Raw genomic sequence first — 18,337 nt, forward strand, 5'->3', positions numbered from 1 at the left:
TCAGCTAATGACAGTTTTAATAACAACTTTTTATTCTCTTGTATTGTTCACTCTTCTATTGATTGTTCTGATGCACCAAATTGTCCATGATTTGCACTATTTACAAACAATTAACATTTCGTCATTCTAAATCTCAAGGCGCTTTGTAAGTTCTCTCAAAACTTCATTTAAATTATATATTTGAGAATTAACAGATCCTTTCCTACGCTTATAACTGGTTGATCTATCGAATACCGTTTCTTCGAAAATCAATCACGTAGGACGATAACTCTAACGAATTGGACACGTTATTTCAGGTCACTCCTGATTAAACATGGATCATACAGGAAGGATACAAATGGCAAATAAACTCACAGTTCTTGCTTCCGTCGTAGCGGCCTCTACTGCGATGATGGCAACATCAGCTCAAGCAGCAGACACTACTCTGGACAAAGTCACAAAACAAGGTTTTCTTACTTGTGGCGTAAGTACCGGTCTACCTGGTTTCTCTAACCCTAACTCAAAAGGTGAATGGGAAGGTATCGACGTAGAATATTGCCAAGCACTGGCTGCAGCCGTTCTTGGGGATAAAACGAAAGTTAAATATGTACCCCTAACCGCGAAAGAACGTTTCACTGCGCTTCAATCAGGTGAGATTGATGTGCTTTCTCGTAACACCACCTGGACACTGCATCGTGATACTGCACTTGGCCTCAACTTCGTAGGGGTAAACTACTACGATGGCCAAGGCTTCATGGTGAAGAAAGATCTTGGCATCTCAAGCGCAAAAGAGCTTGATGGTGCATCAGTTTGCGTACAGTCCGGTACAACAACTGAGCTGAACCTTGCTGACTACTTCCGTAACAGCGGTATGTCATACAAGCCGGTCGTATTCGATACGGCAGCCCAAACGTCAAAAGGTTTCGATGCAGGACGTTGTGATGTGTTAACTACTGACCAATCTGGTCTTTATGCATTGCGTCTGAACCTGAAAGATCCCTCTTCTGCAGCCGTTCTTCCGGAAATCATTTCCAAAGAACCACTAGGTCCCGTCGTTCGTCAAGGTGATGACCAATGGTTCAACATTGCGAAGTGGACATTATCAGCAATGATTAACGCCGAAGAGTATGGTATTAGTTCGAAAAATGCGGATGAAATGCTGAAATCGAAAGATCCAAACATCAAACGTATTCTTGGTGTTGACGGTCCGAAAGGCAAAGGTTTGGGTATTCGTGATGATTGGGGCTACCAAGTTATCAAGCAAGTCGGTAACTATGGTGAAAGCTTCGAACGCACAGTCGGTACTGGTTCGCCGTTAGAAATTTCTCGTGGCGTTAATGCGCTATGGAATGCAGGCGGCTTTATGTACGCGCCACCAATCCGATAGAACGAGTTAATCAGGGCGGTTCATGCCGCCCTTTTTCTTGATTTTATCCATCTGTATGAGTAAGGACCGCTCATTGAATGGCAAGAAGTATTCGCTTAGATAGGCTATTTCAACTCGAATATCGCCGTTTAGCTCTGGTGAAAACATGCTTCGACCAGCAAGGACGTGACTATTTATACAGGCAGATATCTATAACTAAGGTTTGAGGTTATCGCTGTATGAAACCGACAAAAGATGCATCGCCAAGTACGATGTCCAAACCGAGCGGAAGCAAGAGCTTGATTTATAATCCCGCCTTTCGTTCTGCTATTTTCCAGATCATTGCCATAGCTGCACTGGTATTTTTCTTTTACACGATTATAAATAACGCACTGAACAACTTAGATGCTCGTGGGATCGCTACGGGTTTCGGTTTTTTAAATCAAGAAGCCGGGTTTGGTATCGGGCTGACGCTAATTGAATACGATGAAACGTACTCTTACGGCAGAACGTTTATTATTGGCCTTCTAAATACGGCGCTGGTCTCCGTATTAGGTATTATTTTGGCTACCGTGATTGGTTTTACCATGGGGGTCGCTCGCCTTTCTTCTAACTGGTTAGTGAGTCGCTTGGCTGCTGTTTATATCGAAACGTTCCGAAATATCCCACTTCTTCTACAAATATTTTTCTGGTATTTCGCTGTTCTTCAAGCATTACCCTCACCTCGTCAAAGCTTGAGCCTTGGCGAAGCCATCTTCTTGAATGTTCGTGGTTTATATTTTCCAGCACCAGAAATGGAGCCAGGCAGTGGCTTTGTTATTGCTGCATTAATCTTCGGGGTAATCGCCAGCTTGCTGATTAATGTATGGGCGAATAACAAGCAACGCCTAACTGGGCAACAAACGCCAATGGGAAGAATAGCTTTAGGCTTAGTCGTTGGCCTTCCGCTGATTGTCTACTTCCTTGCTGGTATGCCAATTTCACTAAATTATCCTGAACTGAAAGGGTTTAACTTCCAAGGTGGTATTAGCATTATTCCTGAACTTGCCGCACTACTTTTGGCATTGAGCGTTTATACCGCCTCCTTCATTGCCGAAATTGTACGTTCTGGTATTAATGCGGTTAGCCATGGTCAAACGGAAGCGGCGATGTCGCTGGGCTTACCACGCGCGAAAACTTTAAAGCTTGTTGTCATTCCGCAAGCGTTACGAATTATTATTCCACCTTTAACCAGTCAATATCTCAACCTCACCAAAAACTCATCGTTAGCGATGGCGATTGGTTATCCAGATCTTGTCTCTGTCTTTGCTGGTACTACCCTGAACCAAACTGGGCAAGCGATTGAGATCATTGCGATGACGATGGGCGTGTACTTAACCTTAAGTTTGATTACGTCTGCATTAATGAACTTGTATAACCGTAAAGTCGCGCTGGTGGAGAGATAATATGAGTACTCATCAATTTCAACCGGATCTCCCGCCACCAGCCAATACCGTCGGCTTTGTTGGTTGGATGCGGAAAAACCTATTTAATGGACCTGTCAATTCCATTGTTACCGTAATTCTTGCTTATCTTGTCTTTAGTGCAGTTTGGCATATCGTTGATTGGGCGTTTATCAACGCAGACTGGATTGGTTCGACGCGCGACGACTGCAACCGAGAAGGTGCTTGCTGGGTATTTATCAGCGTGCGCTGGGAGCAGTTCATGTACGGTTTCTATCCTGAGTCTGAACTGTGGCGCCCTCGCCTTTTCTATATCACATTGGCTATATTTACTGTGTTGCTAGCGTATGAAAAGACACCGAAACGGATTTGGATTTGGCTTTTCTTCGTAAACATCTACCCATTCATTATCGCTGGGCTGTTATATGGTGGGATATTTGGGCTAGAAGTGGTCGATACACACAAATGGGGCGGATTACTCGTTACGCTCATCATTGCGCTAGTCGGTATTGTCGTTTCATTGCCGATTGGTGTGGTACTCGCGCTCGGTAGACGTTCAGAGATGCCCATCATTCGCAGTATTTGTACCGTCTATATTGAAGTTTGGCGTGGTGTGCCACTGATTACCGTTCTGTTCATGGCGTCCGTTATGCTGCCTTTGTTTATGTCCGAAGGATCAGAGACAGACAAACTTATTCGCGCTCTTATTGGTGTAGTGATGTTTGCCTCGGCTTATATGGCAGAAGTGGTACGGGGTGGCTTACAAGCGATTCCAAAAGGCCAATATGAGGCTGCCGACGCACTTGGGTTAAGTTACTGGAAAAAAACAGGGCTTATTATCTTGCCGCAAGCGCTGAAGATTACGATCCCTTCTATCGTGAACACGTTTATCGGATTGTTTAAAGACACCAGTTTGGTTCTTATCATTGGTATGTTTGACGTACTAGGTATAGGACAAGCAGCAAACACCGACCCTGACTGGCTAGGCTTTGCTACTGAAAGTTATGTATTTGTCGCGTTAGTGTTTTGGGTATTTTGTTTTGGCATGTCGCGTTATTCGATATGGCTTGAAAACAAACTTCATACCGGTCACAAACGATAACTCATCAAGCTCAAGGACGTATTATGACGCAACAACAAGACTATATGATCCAATTGAAGGACATGAATAAATGGTATGGTGAGTTTCACGTACTAAAAAATATTAACCTCGATGTTAAGCGCGGGGAAAAAATCGTAATCTGTGGCCCATCAGGGTCAGGAAAATCAACGATGATTCGCTGTATTAACCGCCTCGAAGAGCACCAAGCTGGCAGTATTTATGTTTCCGGTACAGAATTAACTGAAGATTTGAAAAATATTGAAGCTGTGCGCCGTGAAGTGGGCATGTGCTTTCAGCACTTTAATCTCTTCCCTCATTTAACTGTACTGGAAAACTGTACGCTCGCGCCTATTTGGGTGAAGAAGATGCCTAAAGATGAGGCAGAAGCGGTCGCGATGAAATATCTGGAACGCGTTAAAATTCCGGACCAAGCAGAGAAATATCCTGGCCAGTTGTCTGGTGGTCAGCAACAACGCGTGGCGATTGCTCGCTCTTTGTGTATGAACCCTAAAGTCATGCTTTTTGATGAACCAACATCAGCGCTTGATCCGGAGATGGTTCGCGAAGTGTTGGATGTAATGGTCGAACTCGCCGAGGAAGGCATGACCATGCTCTGTGTGACACATGAAATGGGGTTTGCGAAAGAGGTTGCCGATCGCGTGATATTTATGGACGCAGGAGAGATCATCGAAGAGAACAACCCTGTTGATTTCTTTGAAAACCCTCAATCAGATCGAACTCAAAATTTCCTAGCGCAAATCTTACATCACTAAGATCTTTTGCAACTGGCATAATAAAAGCACTGATTTCAATGAAGTCAGTGCTTTTTGTTACTAAATTCAAAATTCTGTGTGACAATTGCTATGACTTTGCTCTGCAGTAATATTGTGTTACAAGTTGTCAAATACATAACATCTTATTTCTATTATTATTTTATCTAAGTTACGCATGGTTAGGGCTTGATTTTTTGAACTTTCAATCCCATAAATGTATTTAAAAGAAAGTCTCTTATCGAGGAAGATTATGAACAGTCCAATGTTTACCCGCACTTCAACACAAGAAAGTGCTCTACAAACAAACAAAGTGTTGCGTAATACTTACGCACTACTTTCAATGACGCTTTTATGGTCGGCAGTCGTTGCTGGCGTAGCAATGGCATTTAACCTGCCACATCCAGGAATCATCCTAATGTTGGTTGGTTTCTACGGCCTGTTATTCTTAACAGAGAAAAACCGTAACAACAGCCTTGGCCTTGTGTTTACGTTCTTATTCACTGGTTTCTTAGGCTACACGATTGGTCCAATCTTAAACATGTACATCGGTGCTGGGATGGGCGATATCGTATTAACCGCTCTAGGTGGCACGGCGCTATCTTTCATGGCGGCATCAGCTTATGCACTAACAACAAAACGTGACCTATCTATGATGGGCGGCTTGATGTTATCGCTGTTTGTTGTGCTTGTTGTGGGTATGATTGCAAGCTTCTTTATTCAATCAACCATTTTACACTTGGCGTTGAGCAGCTTGTTTATCATTTTCTCTACGATGGCGATCCTGATGACAACACAAAGCATTATTCGTGGCGGTGAAACAAACTACATCTCTGCGACAGTGACTTTGTATGTATCAATTTACAACATCTTCATCAGCCTACTAAGCATTCTAGGTATTATGAACGACGATTAATCGTTCAACACAAGATGAATTTAAAAAGCCCGAAGGTATTTTCCTTCGGGCTTTTTCTTTGTCAGTGGTTAAGTGCATTACGCCTGTTCGACTGCTAACTCGATAACTTCATCAGCCTCAGGGTTTTCTCTAAAACGTCTCACTTTAATCGTATCTTCACCCAACATGATCTGCTTAGCAATTCGGTGCATACCATCAAAAACGCGGTAATCATTGGTTAAAATTACGGGATACGACAAATCGGCATTGTTGATGCGTTGGCAATGCTTCGCGATCTCACGACAGGTTGGCTGTGGTCCATCATCACTAAACCAGGTCACTTCATTAGGGCCTTTGATATCATCAATAGCAATTTCTTCTACAGGTAGGGATTCTGCGAGCTTCCAAATACGCTCAATAGACCAAATGGATTTTACGTTGTCATTTATTTCAATGTAACGTTGTTTCGACATGACTAACTCCTTGTCATCATTATTGTTTACAACCAGAATGTAGGTTGCTTATCAACCAAGAGAATATCGGTCTATAAGAGCAAACACAACGTCGTAAGCTATTCACTCGCATATAAAATTGCACTTGTTAGACACCTAATTCAAACAAATTCTTCGATAAAGCCGTATTGCTCTGCCATTTATATCCAGTTAGTAAGCCCAACTGGCAATTTTGTATTTAGTTGTTTTATTTAAGGAAAACTGATCTTAAGCTCGTAGTCGCTCATCAACTGATAACAAAATGCAAAATACTCCAAACGCAACCCACCAGTAACTGAACATCTTGAGCGCAGGTAACCAGACGAGTGATTCCTCAGCGACACTAAATAGCCTATATGCTGATATTGCTGGCGTCAGTAGCATGGCTCCCCAACTCACAAAAAGGAGTGGTCCGCAAAAGTAACGCAGCCAAGCATATTTCTTTTTTAAAGGTTTATGTTGTACAGCTCCCATCAAACAGAGAAAAGAGAATATCGTAAAGCAGGCTTGCAACAACGCCCATCCAATTGAAACTAAAAAATCCGACCATTCCATATCCAGTTTAATAGCTCCCAGTCATTATTAAACCCTCAAAAACATAACGATTCTTTAAAATTTATTCTCTTGATTTTAACCTTGTTTACGCTCGTTGTGATTGACCTATCTAAAACGGCCAATTTAACTGACAAACCAATCATAAATTGAGACGTTTGTGTATATCTATGCAAAATCCCGAGTACTCACCCCGAAAAATTTCTAACAAACTGAATAGTTTCCTATTTATTTGATTAAAAGAGCATTTATATCAAAGCACCTGGCTCAGTCAAAAAGCACTCACCATTTTGTACGCTTTTGCTTCGCTCGGCACTACTTCGAGATTCTTTTGTTGAGAACATCCTCACCTGTCGCTAATCTATAAACATCCATGTTCACTTAACGGATAAAACGTTATGTTCGTTTACAACGGCAAAGAAATTGAAACTGATGCTCAAGGCTACTTACTGGATCATACTCAATGGGAAGAAGGTATGATTGAGCTTTTAGCAAAAGAAGAAGACATCGAGCTTACGGATGCTCATTTGGAAGTTGTGCACTTTGTGCGAGATTTTTATGAAGAGTTTAATACTTCCCCTGCTGTGCGTATGCTTGTCAAAGCAATGGAAAAAGCGCACGGCCCAGAAAAAGGTAACAGTAAGTATCTATTCAAGCTGTTTAAAAAGGGGCCAGCCAAACAAGCGACTAAATTAGCCGGCCTACCAAAGCCAGCTAAATGCTTGTAGAATTTACAAAATCTTAAAACCGCGCAACGGCTTATATGACGCAGACTCCTGTATCACACTCTCTACTGTTGCCGTTCGCGGGCCTTCTTTCAACCACTCGGAAAACGCAGCTATTTGTGCATCTGTTCCACACGCCATAACTTCAACATCACCATCGTTTAGGTTCTTCGCGTAACCCGTCAAACCCAGTTTCAATCCTTGATGGGAAGTATGGTAACGAAAGCCGACGCCTTGAACGTGACCTTTTACTATAAATCTCTCACACTTTACGTTCATCTTTGTACCGCTTCTTTTTACTGAGTGATATATTCTTTTCGTCTATTCACCCCACTAAGGATAGTGGGTTTTTGCACGGTTATTATAATTATGAAAGAAATTCCATTCCGCTGGATTGATAAGTATCTCATTCACTTAAAGATTCAAGAAAAGTTCTATTTGCTCTTCGTTCTCCCTCTTCTTGCTTTAGTCATTCTCACTCTCGTCCTTAATAGCGCGGCTAATACGTTGATCTCAAGTATGTACCAAGAAGAGCTCATGCTTATGAAAGGTCTGATAGAGGCAGGCAACCTTTCTCAATCGCAAGTAGCAAACCTCATAGCTAGTTCAGAAACCGTTTCTCTTGGTTCTGGTCCGCAATCCGTGTCTGTTCTAAATGGTGCGTACAGCTTGGTTGCAAACCATGAACTTTCTTTATGGACTGCCCTATCAACGACTCAAGTGAGCATCATCTGTGTGAGCTTGTTTATTCTCGCGCTTGGCGTTTACTACATTATGACGTTTATCGGCGGCGCAATGTTCACGATGAATAAAGCATTAAACACCCTAGCGGATGGTGACCTAACCGCGAGAATGAACTTCTTCCCAGTTCGCGACGAGTTTAGTGAAATTGCTATTACGATAGACAAAGTTGCAGAACGAGAGCAACAAATGGTGCTGTCGATTCAAGAGTCTGTGGCGTTAATGCAACAAATTAGCTCAGACCTGAATCAATCAATTCATCACAGTTCAGATATTTCTGCGACGCAACAAGAGCACCTCAACTCTCTTGCGAGTGCAACGGAACAGATGGCATCAACGATTCGAGAAGTCGCGACATTAGCTCACGATTCAAGCGCGCAAACCGATGATGCGCGCAGCGTGGCTCAGTCTGGACAAGTAAAAGTAGAGAATACGCTTCACTCGATTTCGAACCTCTCTAATGAGATTCAATCTGCGTCTCAAGCAGTAGCGGAGTTAGATGCCAATGCCGCACAAATTGATGAAGTCGTGACAACCATTAATGGGATTTCCGAGCAAACTAACCTACTTGCATTGAACGCAGCCATTGAAGCAGCACGTGCTGGTGAGCAAGGTCGTGGATTTGCGGTCGTTGCGGATGAGGTTCGCGCTCTTGCGGGACGCACTCAGCAAGCGACGGTTGAAATCCAAACGATGATCGAATCATTACAGCGTAACAGTCAATCACTTACTAAACTGATGGAAGTAACTGTCAACAATGCAAATGAGGGACAAAACCTCATGACGGAAGTGAATCACGAAATCGGCTCTTTGGCAGATAAAAATCAAACTATCTCCGACAGTAGCATTCAAATTGCAACAGCGGCTGAAGAACAAGGTGTAGTCGCGGACAATATCGCCTCAAGCGTTGAAGAGATTCGAGTTCAAGCAGATAACGTGTGCAATATGATCAGCACGACTTCACAAAACGTGGATCAACTGCGTAAGCAAAGCGACACCATGGAGTCGCTCCTTACTGGACTTAAAGCGTAGCAACGTAATCTGTTACGACCAGTTCAAATAAAAGGGTTACTTTAGTGACCCTTTTTTGTATTTAAAAGTCACTACAATTTACTGGATTGCCGAGGGATATTGCTTTTACCATTCACATCCCGGACAATACGCCCCTTTCAAAATTCAACAAGAGCTAATGAAATGACAGCTGCTATCTATTTGGTAAAAGGTCGTGAGAAATCGGTCAAGCGCAAGCACCCTTGGATCTTCTCTCGAGGCATCAACAAAGTTGAGGGCGAACCCGCTCTTGGCGAAACGGTTGATGTATTCACTCACGACGGTAAATGGCTAGCTAAAGCGGCATATTCGCCAGCTTCACAAATTCGTGCTCGTATTTGGAGTTTTGATAAAGAAGAAATCGACACCGCGTTTTTCGTAAAACGATTAAAAGACGCACAACTTCTTCGTGAAGACATTATCGAACGTGATGGCCTTACGGGTTACCGCCTTATCGCGGCAGAGTCTGATGGTATGCCAGGCGTTACGATTGACCGTTACCAAAACTTCTTTGTGTGTCAACTTCTCAGTGCTGGCGCAGAACACAATAAACAGGCCATTGTTGATGCTCTAGTTGAGTGCTTCCCAGACTGTAGCGTTTACGAGCGTTCTGACGTCGCGGTACGTAAGAAAGAGGGTTTGAAAGAAACCACGGGGGTACTGCACGGCGAAGAGCCACCTAAATCGGTAGTCATCGAAGAAAATGGCGTAAAGATTAGTGTAGATATCGTTGGCGGTCATAAAACAGGTTTCTACCTAGATCAACGTGATAGTCGCCAGCAAGCGATGAAATATGTGAAAGGCAAGGAAGTTCTGAACTGCTTCTCTTACACAGGTGGCTTCGGACTTTACGCTCTGAAAGGTGATGCAAGGCGTGTGATAAACGCTGACGTATCACAAGCTGCTCTAGACACTGCGAAGTTCAACGCAGAACTGAATGAATTTGATATCTCGAAGAAGCGCGCCGTGTTCCTAAACGCAGACGTGTTTAAACTGCTTCGCGAGTATCGTGACCAAGGAACTCAGTTCGATGTGGTTATCATGGATCCACCTAAGTTTGCAGACAGTAAAGCCCAACTAAACGGCGCATGTCGTGGTTACAAAGACATCAACATGCTAGCAATGCAAATCCTAAAACCTGGCGGTACGCTACTGACCTATTCGTGCTCTGGCTTAATGGATCAAGTTTTGTTCCAGAAAATCATTGCTGACGCAGCCGTAGATGCTAACCGCCAAGTAAAGTTTGTGGAGCGCTTTGAACAAGCTGCTGACCACCCAACCGATACAGCATACCCGGAAGGTTTCTACCTGAAAGGTTTTGCATGTAAAGTTCTGTAATCACAGTGTTAGTTTACCGTATTATTAAATAAAAAAACGGAGCGAAAAAACGCTCCGTTTTTTTGGGCCATCTATTCTCGTAATTGCTCGAGATTAGAAATCAGACTATTGGCAATATCGGCTGCAGAGGCACCATCAAAGTTAACCTCTAGCTGTTGTCCATCTTTGTTGATGGTCAACGTCGAGTTACCTCCACTTTCAGTCACTTCAACGGAAATGTCATCCACACTGCCGCGATAGTCACCCGAACCAAGATCATCAAGCAAGGCGGAGATATCCGTACCACTCATATCATCAAATACATCGGTAAAATCAAGCTGATCCCCGTCACTGAAATCTGTCACGGTATCCGTTGCGGATTGCATTTCTGTCCATTTGAATACGTCATCACCTTCACCGCCAGTCAAGATATCATTACCTAAACCACCGATGATCAGGTCATTGCCTTCAGTACCAACCAGAATATCATCGCCATCTGTCCCCATAACCAGATTCAGATCCGAATTTAAGGCCATGGTTTGATAACCAAGTGCCGTAACAGCCTCTACCGTGACGTTCTCGAAATCAACCGCTACCGTAGCTTCGTTACTTACCGCACCATCAGTGTCAATAGCTTGGTAGGTAAAGTCATCGTTCACGTCAGTAAAACTGGTGATTTCAGTCCCTACCAAGGTAAAGCCCGCTTTATCACTCGCGCTATCGGTTTCTGGAGTAAGTCGAATTTCATCAAAGCTGCCATTTGCTAACGCAACGGTAATAGAACCTTCGTGGTTGCTGGTATAAGTAATATCCGTTGAGTAAAACTGCTGAACATCAACAAGTGCACCATTTAGGAAGATGTATGCCGTTAACCATGCACCACCACTGTTGAAGCGGTCATTCAGGCTGGCTAAGTTCAGTTTCGCTTCGTTTGCTGATAAATCCTCATCCAATTCTAACGTAATATATTCACCAGTACTGATTTCATCACCCTGACCCGTTTCATTTGGCGAAACGACAACCAACCCGACCTGTTGATTCGCAAAATCGACTGAAATCTGAGCGTCGGAATCAAAGATGATGCTGTTGCCAATGGTGGTGATCTGACCTCCAGTGAACGTTAAGTTCGAGTTAGGAGGAGTGTAAGAACCAACCAAGATATCTTTCCCTTGTTCTTCAAGAAGGTCGGCTGAGTCAAAGCTCTGCTCCTCAAAGAAATCTTCAGTCAGACGATACTTAACCTCTGTGTTTTCAGGGAACTGTGTGGTTTCGTCTATAATGACTTCCTGTCCATTTCCATCCACATAATACAGTTCACCATGTTCAGGAAGGCTAACGACCTGAATTAAAATATCATCATCATTTGCAGTAACTGCGTCATCTTCGAGATCTTCAACACGCTGTTCCCCAGACGTCGTTAATCCATCAAACTCAACATCCTGAACCGGGAAAATACCATTTTGAACATCGAGCGAAATGATGAAATCACGGGCTGTAGGTGGTGAGTTATCCACGATGGTCGCCAGACCAGTATCGCTGCCTTGCACTGCTCCCAAGCCAGTTACTGTAACGCTGAAATCTTCAGGGCCTTCGTACACACCGTCATCAATTGATTCGATGCGTAGATCAAATTCCGTCATACCTGCCGGCACCGTCACAATGCCACTTACAGGTACACTTACCCAACCTGAACCGGTGTTGTACTCTAGAGTGCCAAGGTCACCTACTTCTGTTTCATCCAGATTCAGCGTTAATTGAACCTCGACCGCTGCTTCTGAGGCATTACTCAATGACACGGTAAACGTCGCGATATCACCCTCATCTACGATACCCGCATCTGAGATAGATACGGTCGGGCGATCATCATCCGGGTCAGGACCAGGGCCGTTACCGCCGTCGTAAATAATGCCCAACGCAGTGTCAGTACCAAGTACTCCAGTTGCACCTTGCACTGCAACCGTGAAGGTTTCATCTCCTTCATACACATCGTCGTCCGTGGTTGGGACAAACAGTTTGAGATCGGTTTCACCTGCTGGGATAGTATACGTGCCATCACTGTTGGCGGTCACGACAGTTACTCCATCAGATAATGTCAGCTTAATAGCACCAATGTCGCCAGGCTCTGCCGTATTAGTTCCTCCTGTTGATGTGCTCAACCTTACCGTCACGTCAATATCGGCAGCCTCCGACAACCGGACGGTATACACAGCCTCAGTACCTTCATTCACGCCCACGCTATCTTCGACAATATAGACACTTGGACGGTCATCGTCTGGATCGGGACCAGGGCCGTTACCACCGTCGTAAATAATGCCCAGCGCACTGTCACTGCCTAGGACGCCCGTGTCACCTTGTACCGCCACAGTGAAGGTTTCATCCCCTTCGTAGACGCCATCATCTGTGGTTGGCACAGTGACTTTCAGCGCGTTCTCACCGGCGGGAATGGTATACGTACCGTCACTGTTGGCATTCACCACTGTCACACCATCAGCAAGGGTCACCACAAAGCTACCTATATCGTCCGCTTCCGCCGTGTTGCTGCCGTCGGTTGAGGTGTTCAACCTGACGGTCACATCGATATCGGCCGCCGCCGATAATCTAACGGTATACACAGCATCGGTACCTTCGTTAACACCCACGCTATCTTCAACGATGTAGACATTTGGACGGTCATCATCTGGATCGGGTCCTGGGCCAGTGCCGTCATCCACAATCGTTGCCGTGCCCGTATCACTGCCTTGTACTGCGCCAATGCCCGTTACCGTAACGCTGAAATCCTCTGGGCCTTCATAAACGGCGTCATCAATAGAAGCAATTCGCACATCAAATTCGGTCTGTCCGGCAGGCACCGTCACCACGCCATCGTTTGGCACCGCAACCCAACCTGAGCCCGTGTTGTATTCCAAGGTGCTTAAGTCGCCGGCTTCGGTATCACCGAGATTAAGACCCAACTCCACTTGCGTTTCCGCTTCAGACGCGTTCGATAATGTGACTTTGAAGTTCGCCGTATCACCTTCATTAATGGTGCCAGCGTCGGTAATAGTCACACTCGGGCGGTCATCGTCTGGATCGGGGCCCGGGCCACTGCCGTCATCCACAATCGTCGCCGTGCCCGTATCACTGCCTTGTACTGCGTCAATGCCCGTTACCGTAACACTGAAATCTTCCGGACCTTCGTACACCGCATCATCAATGGAAGCGATACGCACATCAAACTCAGTCTGCCCGGCAGGCACCGTCACCACACCATCGTTTGACACCGCAACCCAACCAGAGCCCGTGTTGTATTCTAAGGTACCTAAGTCTCCGACTTCGGTATCACTCAAGTTGAGGCCTAGCTCGACTTGAACAGTGGACTCGGAGGCATTCGACAGCGTCACTTTGAAGTTCGCCGTATCACCTTCATTAATAATGCCAGCATCGGTAATAGTCACACTTGGACGGTCATCATCAGGATCAGGTCCAGGGCCACTGCCATCATCCACAATCGTTGCTGTACCCGTATCGCTGCCTTGTACCGCCCCAATGCCAGTCACTGTCACACTGAAATCTTCAGGCCCTTCGTACACCGCATCATCAATGGAAGCGATACGCACATCAAATTCGGTTTGCCCGGCTGGCACGGTCACCACGCCATCATTTGGCACTGCAACCCAACCACTTCCCGTGTTGTATTCTAAGGTACCTAAGTCACCGGCTTCAGTGTCACCCAAGTTGAGGCCTAGCTCGACTTGAACAGTGGACTCGGAGGCATTCGACAGCGTCACTTTGAAGTTCGCCGTATCACCTTCATTAATAATGCCAGCATCGCTAATAGAAACCGTTGGACGGTCATCATCCGGATCAGGCCCCGGGCCACTACCGTCATCCACTATCGTTGCCGTACCCGTATCGCTACCTTGCACCGCCCCAATGCCAGTTACTGTCACACTGAAGTCTTCAGGGCCTTCGTAAACGGCGTCATCAATGGAAGCAATGCGCACATCAAACTCGGTTTGCTCGGCTGGCACCGTCACCACGCCATCGTTTGGCACTGCGACCCAACCACTTCCCGTGTTGTATTCTAAGATACCTAAGTCACCAGCTTCGGTGTCGCCGAGATTAAAACCCAACTCTACTTGCGTTTCCGCTTCAGACGCATTCGATAACGTAACTTTGAAGTTAGCTGTTTCACCTTCATTAATAGTGCCAGCATCCGTAATAGCCACACTCGGACGGTCATCGTCTGGATCGGGACCTGGGCCACTGCTGTCATCCACAATCGTTGCCGTACCCGTATCACTGCCTTGCACCGCCCCGATGCCAGTTACCGTCACGCTGAAATCTTCAGGACCTTCATAAACGGCGTCATCAATAGAAGCAATGCGTACATCAAACTCAGTCTGCCCGGCAGGCACCGTCACCACACCATCGTTTGGCACCGTGCCCCAACCACTTCCCGTGTTGTATTCCAAGGTGCCTAAGTCGCCGGCTTCTGTATCACCTAGGTTGAGACTTAGTTCGACCTCAACATCTGTAGCTGATGGATTCGATAAAGACACTTTAAAGCTGGCTAACTCACCTTCATTAATCGTCCCTGCATCGCTCATCGTTACCGTTGGACGATCATCATCAGGACTTAAACCAGGCCCACTACCATCATCAACAATGGTTGCAATCCCAGTTGCAGGTGTACTTTGTTCTTCTGTGTTGCCAGAAAGCGTAAATGTTTCTGGACCTTCGAATATAGAGTCATTTATAGAATCGAGAGAAACCGTAAAACCATTTTCACCTAACGGGACCGACACAGTAAAAATACCGTTGTCATCGACTGAGATTTCTTCTGTTGTGCCATCGGAAAATGTTATGAGAACACTCTCGTTGACGTAGTCACTTCCGCTCTCGTTAGTAGATCCACCAGTCGCAGTCTGATCGAACAGAGAAAAAGTGATATTGATATTGTCTTCTGTTGGTTGGTTAAGTGTGACGTCGAAGGAAACCAGATCGCCCTCATTGACAGTTGGGCTAGAAATCTCTTGAACAATTACTGTTGCAGGAACTGATATTGCTGTTGGTTCTGGTGGTTGTATTTGGAAAATATCGAGTAGCGTCTCTACCTGAGTACTTGAAAATCCTGTTCCGTCAGTTCCCACTGTCTCAAAATTGGTACTGGCGAGTAATTCAGCACCTGTGCGATCTATAGCCCCCGTATTTTGTGGGCTAGACCCGTTTCCTTCACCTGCAGCAGGATCAAACTCTTCACCCAGCTCAGTCGGGTCTTCCCCACTAGCAATTGCTTCAATTAACGCTGTGATATCATCAGTTACGTTTATCGAACTTCCTTGTGGTGTCACCTGCTCGATCACAAGCTCAGAAGTATCTGATACCTCATCAATTATTAACTCTCCTGGTTGAGGTAGTTGTCCCTCTTCTAGGGTCCTAATTTCCCCATCCAGCCCGATAACCACGATGTTGCCCATCAATGAGCTCAAAGTTACTCGATCCATATCTACCTCGCCCCACTTCAAACCAAGTCAAAAGTTTGTCACCCCTACATTTACGTCTATAGTTTAGTCAAAATCATCATTTTTTCGTTGTATGCGCAGCTCGTGGGATGCTTGATAACTCAAGGGGCGGAGTTATTCATAAAGTACAGAGTTACGCTAGCTGCGAAACGCTATGATATTAAGAATTCAAGCTTTTCTCTGGCCTAAACATGCTGTGTTGCTGAGCAACATTTGCCATATGTGCTAAGGTTTAAAAAGGCGAAATTCTGGAATTTTTAAACAAAAGCCTAGTTTTAACAGTAGGTTGATAAATCCCTTACTCAAGCACTGTTATTTATGATGTTTCGTCTCAGTTATGAGATGAAATAGCAAAAAGCAACACGAATTTTTAGGAGAAATACCGTGAAATGGAACCGACTAAATATTGCTTGCTGCTGTAGTTTAATAGTGTCTTTACCCGTTTTCGGTCAAACTTTAGAGCAAGCCGTGGCATTGACGTTAAAAAACAATCCTGACATTAAGAGCGCATTTAACGAGTTCACCAGTCGAAAATACGTAAATGAAGCCTCTTCGGGCGCCTACTTACCTTCTATTGATTTAGATGCGGGCATTGGTTACGAGGGATTAGACCCTTCTGACGAGGTGGGACGTGGGGATACAGATTACACTCGAAAGGAAGCTTCGGTAACACTAACTCAGCTCATATGGGATGGCAGTGCAACCTTAAATGATATCGATCGTACCGCTGCCGATGCAGAGTCAGTTAGATTTCAACTTTTGGCCGATGCATCAGATAAAGCACTTGAAGTCACCAAAGTGTATTTAGACGCAGTAAAAGCTTACGAAATACTCAAGCTTTCTGAAAATAACTTGGCGGTTCACAAAGATATTTACGAAGACATTAAAAAACGAGTCAATTCAGGTATCGGCTCTACCGCTGACTTAACACAGGTAGAAGCACGTTTGGCAAAAGCGCACGGTAATTTGGCAGCTGCTCAAAATAATTTGTACGACTCTCACACTATGTTCACTCGTTTAGTGGGTCAAACCCCGCAAGGGTTGATCTTTCCAAGAGCGGATCAGAATTTCATTCCATACACCATTGATGAAGCGGTAGGTTTGGCATTTGAACTACACCCTGTCATTCAAGTCGCGCTCGCAGACGTAGACTCTGCTAAGTTTCAATACAAACAATCTAAAGGTGTTAATTACCCAACCATTTCCATTGAAGCTTCACAAACATGGCGTGACGACGCTGATGGCTTAAAAGGCCGCAGTGATGAGACACTTGCCATGCTACGTCTACGCTACAACCTATTTAATGGCGGCAGTGACGCTGCAAACTCAGAAAACTTCGCCTATCAGTTAAATAAAGCGAAAGACTTACGTGAAGGTGCTTATCGCAATGTTGAAGAAGGCTTAAGGCTTTCATGGAGCGCACTGGATTTGACCCTACAGCAAAAAGAGTTCCTGTCAGATCATGTAGACTCGGCATCTGAAACCGTTATTGCGTATGAAAAACAATATCGCATTGGTAAGCGAACGCTGCTTGATCTATTGAATACTGAAAACGAACTCTTTGAGGCACGTAAAGACTACTTAGATTCTAAATACGCAGAGCAGTACGCCAAATATCGAGTGATGAACGCAACAGGTCAACTGTTGAGTGCATTAAGGGTTGAAATGCCTAAAGAATGGCTAGAAGAAGTGGAGTATTAATTATGAAATACATAACTCTTATTGCACTCTCATTGATGATTTCGGCATGCAGTTCATCCGATAAAGGCGATGAATATGATTATATTGATACGCCAATTGCCGATCAGTGGGCAGATCATCTTGATGATGATTCTGATGGAGTAATTAATGAGCGCGATTTATGTCCGGGGACTCCTTTAGGTGCCGAGATTGATAACGATGGCTGCGGTTCGTATGTCGACTCCTCGCAAGAAATGCAAATTCGAGTTCTGTTCGCGAATGATTCCGATGTGATCAATCCTATCTTTACGGAGCAAATTCGAGAACTATCCGACTTCTTGAAGGAGTATCCAAATACATCGATAGAGATTCAGGGCTATGCCAGTCGTACTGGTACTGCAGAACACAATCTTGACTTGTCTAAACGCCGCGCTGAGAACGTTAGAAAAGAACTCATGATGAATGGTATTAGTGGAGATAGAGTCACCATTGTCGGCTATGGAGACACGGTACTTGCAACACAAGGCACCGACCAAGTGAGTCATGCGTTGAACCGTCGAGTCACCGCAACGGTGATTGGCCACAAAGGTGAAGTGAAGAAAGAGTGGACCGTTTTCACGACACTTCCTAAGAGCTAACATCGCAATGAACTGAGTTTAAAAGTAAAAGGTCTAGCAAAATGCTAGACCTTTTTTGATTTTCAATTTCACCTGTGGCTAGATA

Annotated in this window: 14 protein-coding genes; 10 read left to right on the plus strand and 4 right to left on the minus strand. The window is 44.8% G+C overall.

What is annotated here, in order from left to right:
• Positions 1-337: 337 nt before the first annotated feature.
• On the plus strand, positions 338-1,366 hold the full coding sequence (locus MTR11_RS08400; RefSeq protein ID WP_005396567.1) for an amino acid ABC transporter substrate-binding protein: 1,029 nt from the start codon (positions 338-340) through the stop codon (positions 1,364-1,366).
• 6 nt (positions 1,367-1,372) lie between these two features.
• Here MTR11_RS08400 and MTR11_RS08405 read toward each other — a convergent pair whose 3' ends face one another.
• The gene (locus MTR11_RS08405; protein WP_005396568.1) at positions 1,373-1,513 is read right to left on the minus strand and encodes a hypothetical protein; all 141 of its coding nucleotides are present in this window, start codon (positions 1,511-1,513) and stop codon (positions 1,373-1,375) included.
• A 71-nt stretch (positions 1,514-1,584) separates the two neighbouring features.
• Here MTR11_RS08405 and MTR11_RS08410 point away from each other — a divergent pair, with 71 nt between their 5' ends.
• From MTR11_RS08410 to MTR11_RS08425, 4 genes are all read left to right on the plus strand, one after another.
• Positions 1,585-2,790 (plus strand): amino acid ABC transporter permease, encoded by a 1,206-nt coding sequence (locus MTR11_RS08410; RefSeq protein WP_006743259.1) that lies wholly within the window; start codon positions 1,585-1,587, stop codon positions 2,788-2,790.
• A 1-nt stretch (position 2,791) separates the two neighbouring features.
• Positions 2,792-3,889 carry an amino acid ABC transporter permease gene (locus MTR11_RS08415; protein WP_243327292.1) on the plus strand — a complete coding sequence of 366 codons (1,098 nt, stop codon included), beginning with the start codon at positions 2,792-2,794 and terminating at the stop codon, positions 3,887-3,889.
• Positions 3,890-3,912: 23 nt separating this feature from the next.
• Complete coding sequence (locus tag MTR11_RS08420) at positions 3,913-4,662, plus strand: amino acid ABC transporter ATP-binding protein (protein WP_005377400.1); 750 nt, start codon at positions 3,913-3,915, stop codon at positions 4,660-4,662.
• A 250-nt stretch (positions 4,663-4,912) separates the two neighbouring features.
• Positions 4,913-5,575 carry a Bax inhibitor-1/YccA family protein gene (locus tag MTR11_RS08425; RefSeq protein ID WP_005396571.1) on the plus strand — a complete coding sequence of 221 codons (663 nt, stop codon included), beginning with the start codon at positions 4,913-4,915 and terminating at the stop codon, positions 5,573-5,575.
• Positions 5,576-5,652: 77 nt separating this feature from the next.
• Here MTR11_RS08425 and MTR11_RS08430 read toward each other — a convergent pair whose 3' ends face one another.
• Positions 5,653-6,027: a chromosome partitioning protein ParB gene (locus tag MTR11_RS08430; protein ID WP_085343819.1), complete on the minus strand. Its 375-nt coding sequence runs from the start codon at positions 6,025-6,027 to the stop codon at positions 5,653-5,655.
• 968 nt (positions 6,028-6,995) lie between these two features.
• On the opposite strand from MTR11_RS08430, the gene MTR11_RS08435 reads away from it, so the two are divergent.
• Positions 6,996-7,325, plus strand: coding sequence for a TusE/DsrC/DsvC family sulfur relay protein (locus MTR11_RS08435; protein ID WP_005377396.1), 330 nt, complete (start codon positions 6,996-6,998; stop codon positions 7,323-7,325).
• A 3-nt stretch (positions 7,326-7,328) separates the two neighbouring features.
• On the opposite strand, the gene yccX is transcribed toward MTR11_RS08435, so the two are convergent.
• Positions 7,329-7,601, minus strand: a complete 273-nt coding sequence (gene yccX, locus MTR11_RS08440) for an acylphosphatase (protein ID WP_005396574.1) — start codon at positions 7,599-7,601, stop codon at positions 7,329-7,331.
• A gap of 90 nt (positions 7,602-7,691) precedes the next feature.
• On the opposite strand from yccX, the gene MTR11_RS08445 reads away from it, so the two are divergent.
• Together MTR11_RS08445 and MTR11_RS08450 are read left to right on the plus strand one after the other, a co-directional pair.
• Positions 7,692-9,095, plus strand: coding sequence for a methyl-accepting chemotaxis protein (locus tag MTR11_RS08445; RefSeq protein WP_145473985.1), 1,404 nt, complete (start codon positions 7,692-7,694; stop codon positions 9,093-9,095).
• 162 nt (positions 9,096-9,257) lie between these two features.
• The gene (locus MTR11_RS08450) at positions 9,258-10,451 is read left to right on the plus strand and encodes a class I SAM-dependent methyltransferase (RefSeq protein ID WP_243327293.1); all 1,194 of its coding nucleotides are present in this window, start codon (positions 9,258-9,260) and stop codon (positions 10,449-10,451) included.
• 71 nt (positions 10,452-10,522) lie between these two features.
• On the opposite strand, the gene MTR11_RS08455 is transcribed toward MTR11_RS08450, so the two are convergent.
• Positions 10,523-15,916 (minus strand): Calx-beta domain-containing protein, encoded by a 5,394-nt coding sequence (locus MTR11_RS08455; RefSeq protein WP_243327294.1) that lies wholly within the window; start codon positions 15,914-15,916, stop codon positions 10,523-10,525.
• 402 nt (positions 15,917-16,318) lie between these two features.
• Here MTR11_RS08455 and MTR11_RS08460 point away from each other — a divergent pair, with 402 nt between their 5' ends.
• Both MTR11_RS08460 and MTR11_RS08465 read left to right on the plus strand, forming a co-directional pair.
• On the plus strand, positions 16,319-17,635 hold the full coding sequence (locus tag MTR11_RS08460) for a TolC family outer membrane protein (RefSeq protein WP_048626423.1): 1,317 nt from the start codon (positions 16,319-16,321) through the stop codon (positions 17,633-17,635).
• Positions 17,636-17,637: 2 nt separating this feature from the next.
• Positions 17,638-18,252 (plus strand): OmpA family protein, encoded by a 615-nt coding sequence (locus tag MTR11_RS08465; RefSeq protein WP_006741557.1) that lies wholly within the window; start codon positions 17,638-17,640, stop codon positions 18,250-18,252.
• Positions 18,253-18,337: the final 85 nt, after the last annotated feature.

This window comes from Vibrio sp. CCB-PB317 (assembly GCF_022808245.1).
Taxonomy (GTDB): domain Bacteria; phylum Pseudomonadota; class Gammaproteobacteria; order Enterobacterales; family Vibrionaceae; genus Vibrio; species Vibrio diabolicus.

What these genes read in the sequence shown, in the direction of transcription:
- MTR11_RS08400 (WP_005396567.1), top strand. Translation starts at nt 338, where the DNA reads ATGGCAAATAAACTCACAGTTCTTGCTTCCGTCGTAGCGGCCTCTACT.
- MTR11_RS08405 (WP_005396568.1), bottom strand. Translation starts at nt 1,513, where the DNA reads ATGTTTTCACCAGAGCTAAACGGCGATATTCGAGTTGAAATAGCCTAT.
- MTR11_RS08410 (WP_006743259.1), top strand. Translation starts at nt 1,585, where the DNA reads ATGAAACCGACAAAAGATGCATCGCCAAGTACGATGTCCAAACCGAGC.
- MTR11_RS08415 (WP_243327292.1), top strand. Translation starts at nt 2,792, where the DNA reads ATGAGTACTCATCAATTTCAACCGGATCTCCCGCCACCAGCCAATACC.
- MTR11_RS08420 (WP_005377400.1), top strand. Translation starts at nt 3,913, where the DNA reads ATGACGCAACAACAAGACTATATGATCCAATTGAAGGACATGAATAAA.
- MTR11_RS08425 (WP_005396571.1), top strand. Translation starts at nt 4,913, where the DNA reads ATGAACAGTCCAATGTTTACCCGCACTTCAACACAAGAAAGTGCTCTA.
- MTR11_RS08430 (WP_085343819.1), bottom strand. Translation starts at nt 6,027, where the DNA reads ATGTCGAAACAACGTTACATTGAAATAAATGACAACGTAAAATCCATT.
- MTR11_RS08435 (WP_005377396.1), top strand. Translation starts at nt 6,996, where the DNA reads ATGTTCGTTTACAACGGCAAAGAAATTGAAACTGATGCTCAAGGCTAC.
- yccX (WP_005396574.1), bottom strand. Translation starts at nt 7,601, where the DNA reads ATGAACGTAAAGTGTGAGAGATTTATAGTAAAAGGTCACGTTCAAGGC.
- MTR11_RS08445 (WP_145473985.1), top strand. Translation starts at nt 7,692, where the DNA reads ATGAAAGAAATTCCATTCCGCTGGATTGATAAGTATCTCATTCACTTA.
- MTR11_RS08450 (WP_243327293.1), top strand. Translation starts at nt 9,258, where the DNA reads ATGACAGCTGCTATCTATTTGGTAAAAGGTCGTGAGAAATCGGTCAAG.
- MTR11_RS08455 (WP_243327294.1), bottom strand. Translation starts at nt 15,916, where the DNA reads ATGGATCGAGTAACTTTGAGCTCATTGATGGGCAACATCGTGGTTATC.
- MTR11_RS08465 (WP_006741557.1), top strand. Translation starts at nt 17,638, where the DNA reads ATGAAATACATAACTCTTATTGCACTCTCATTGATGATTTCGGCATGC.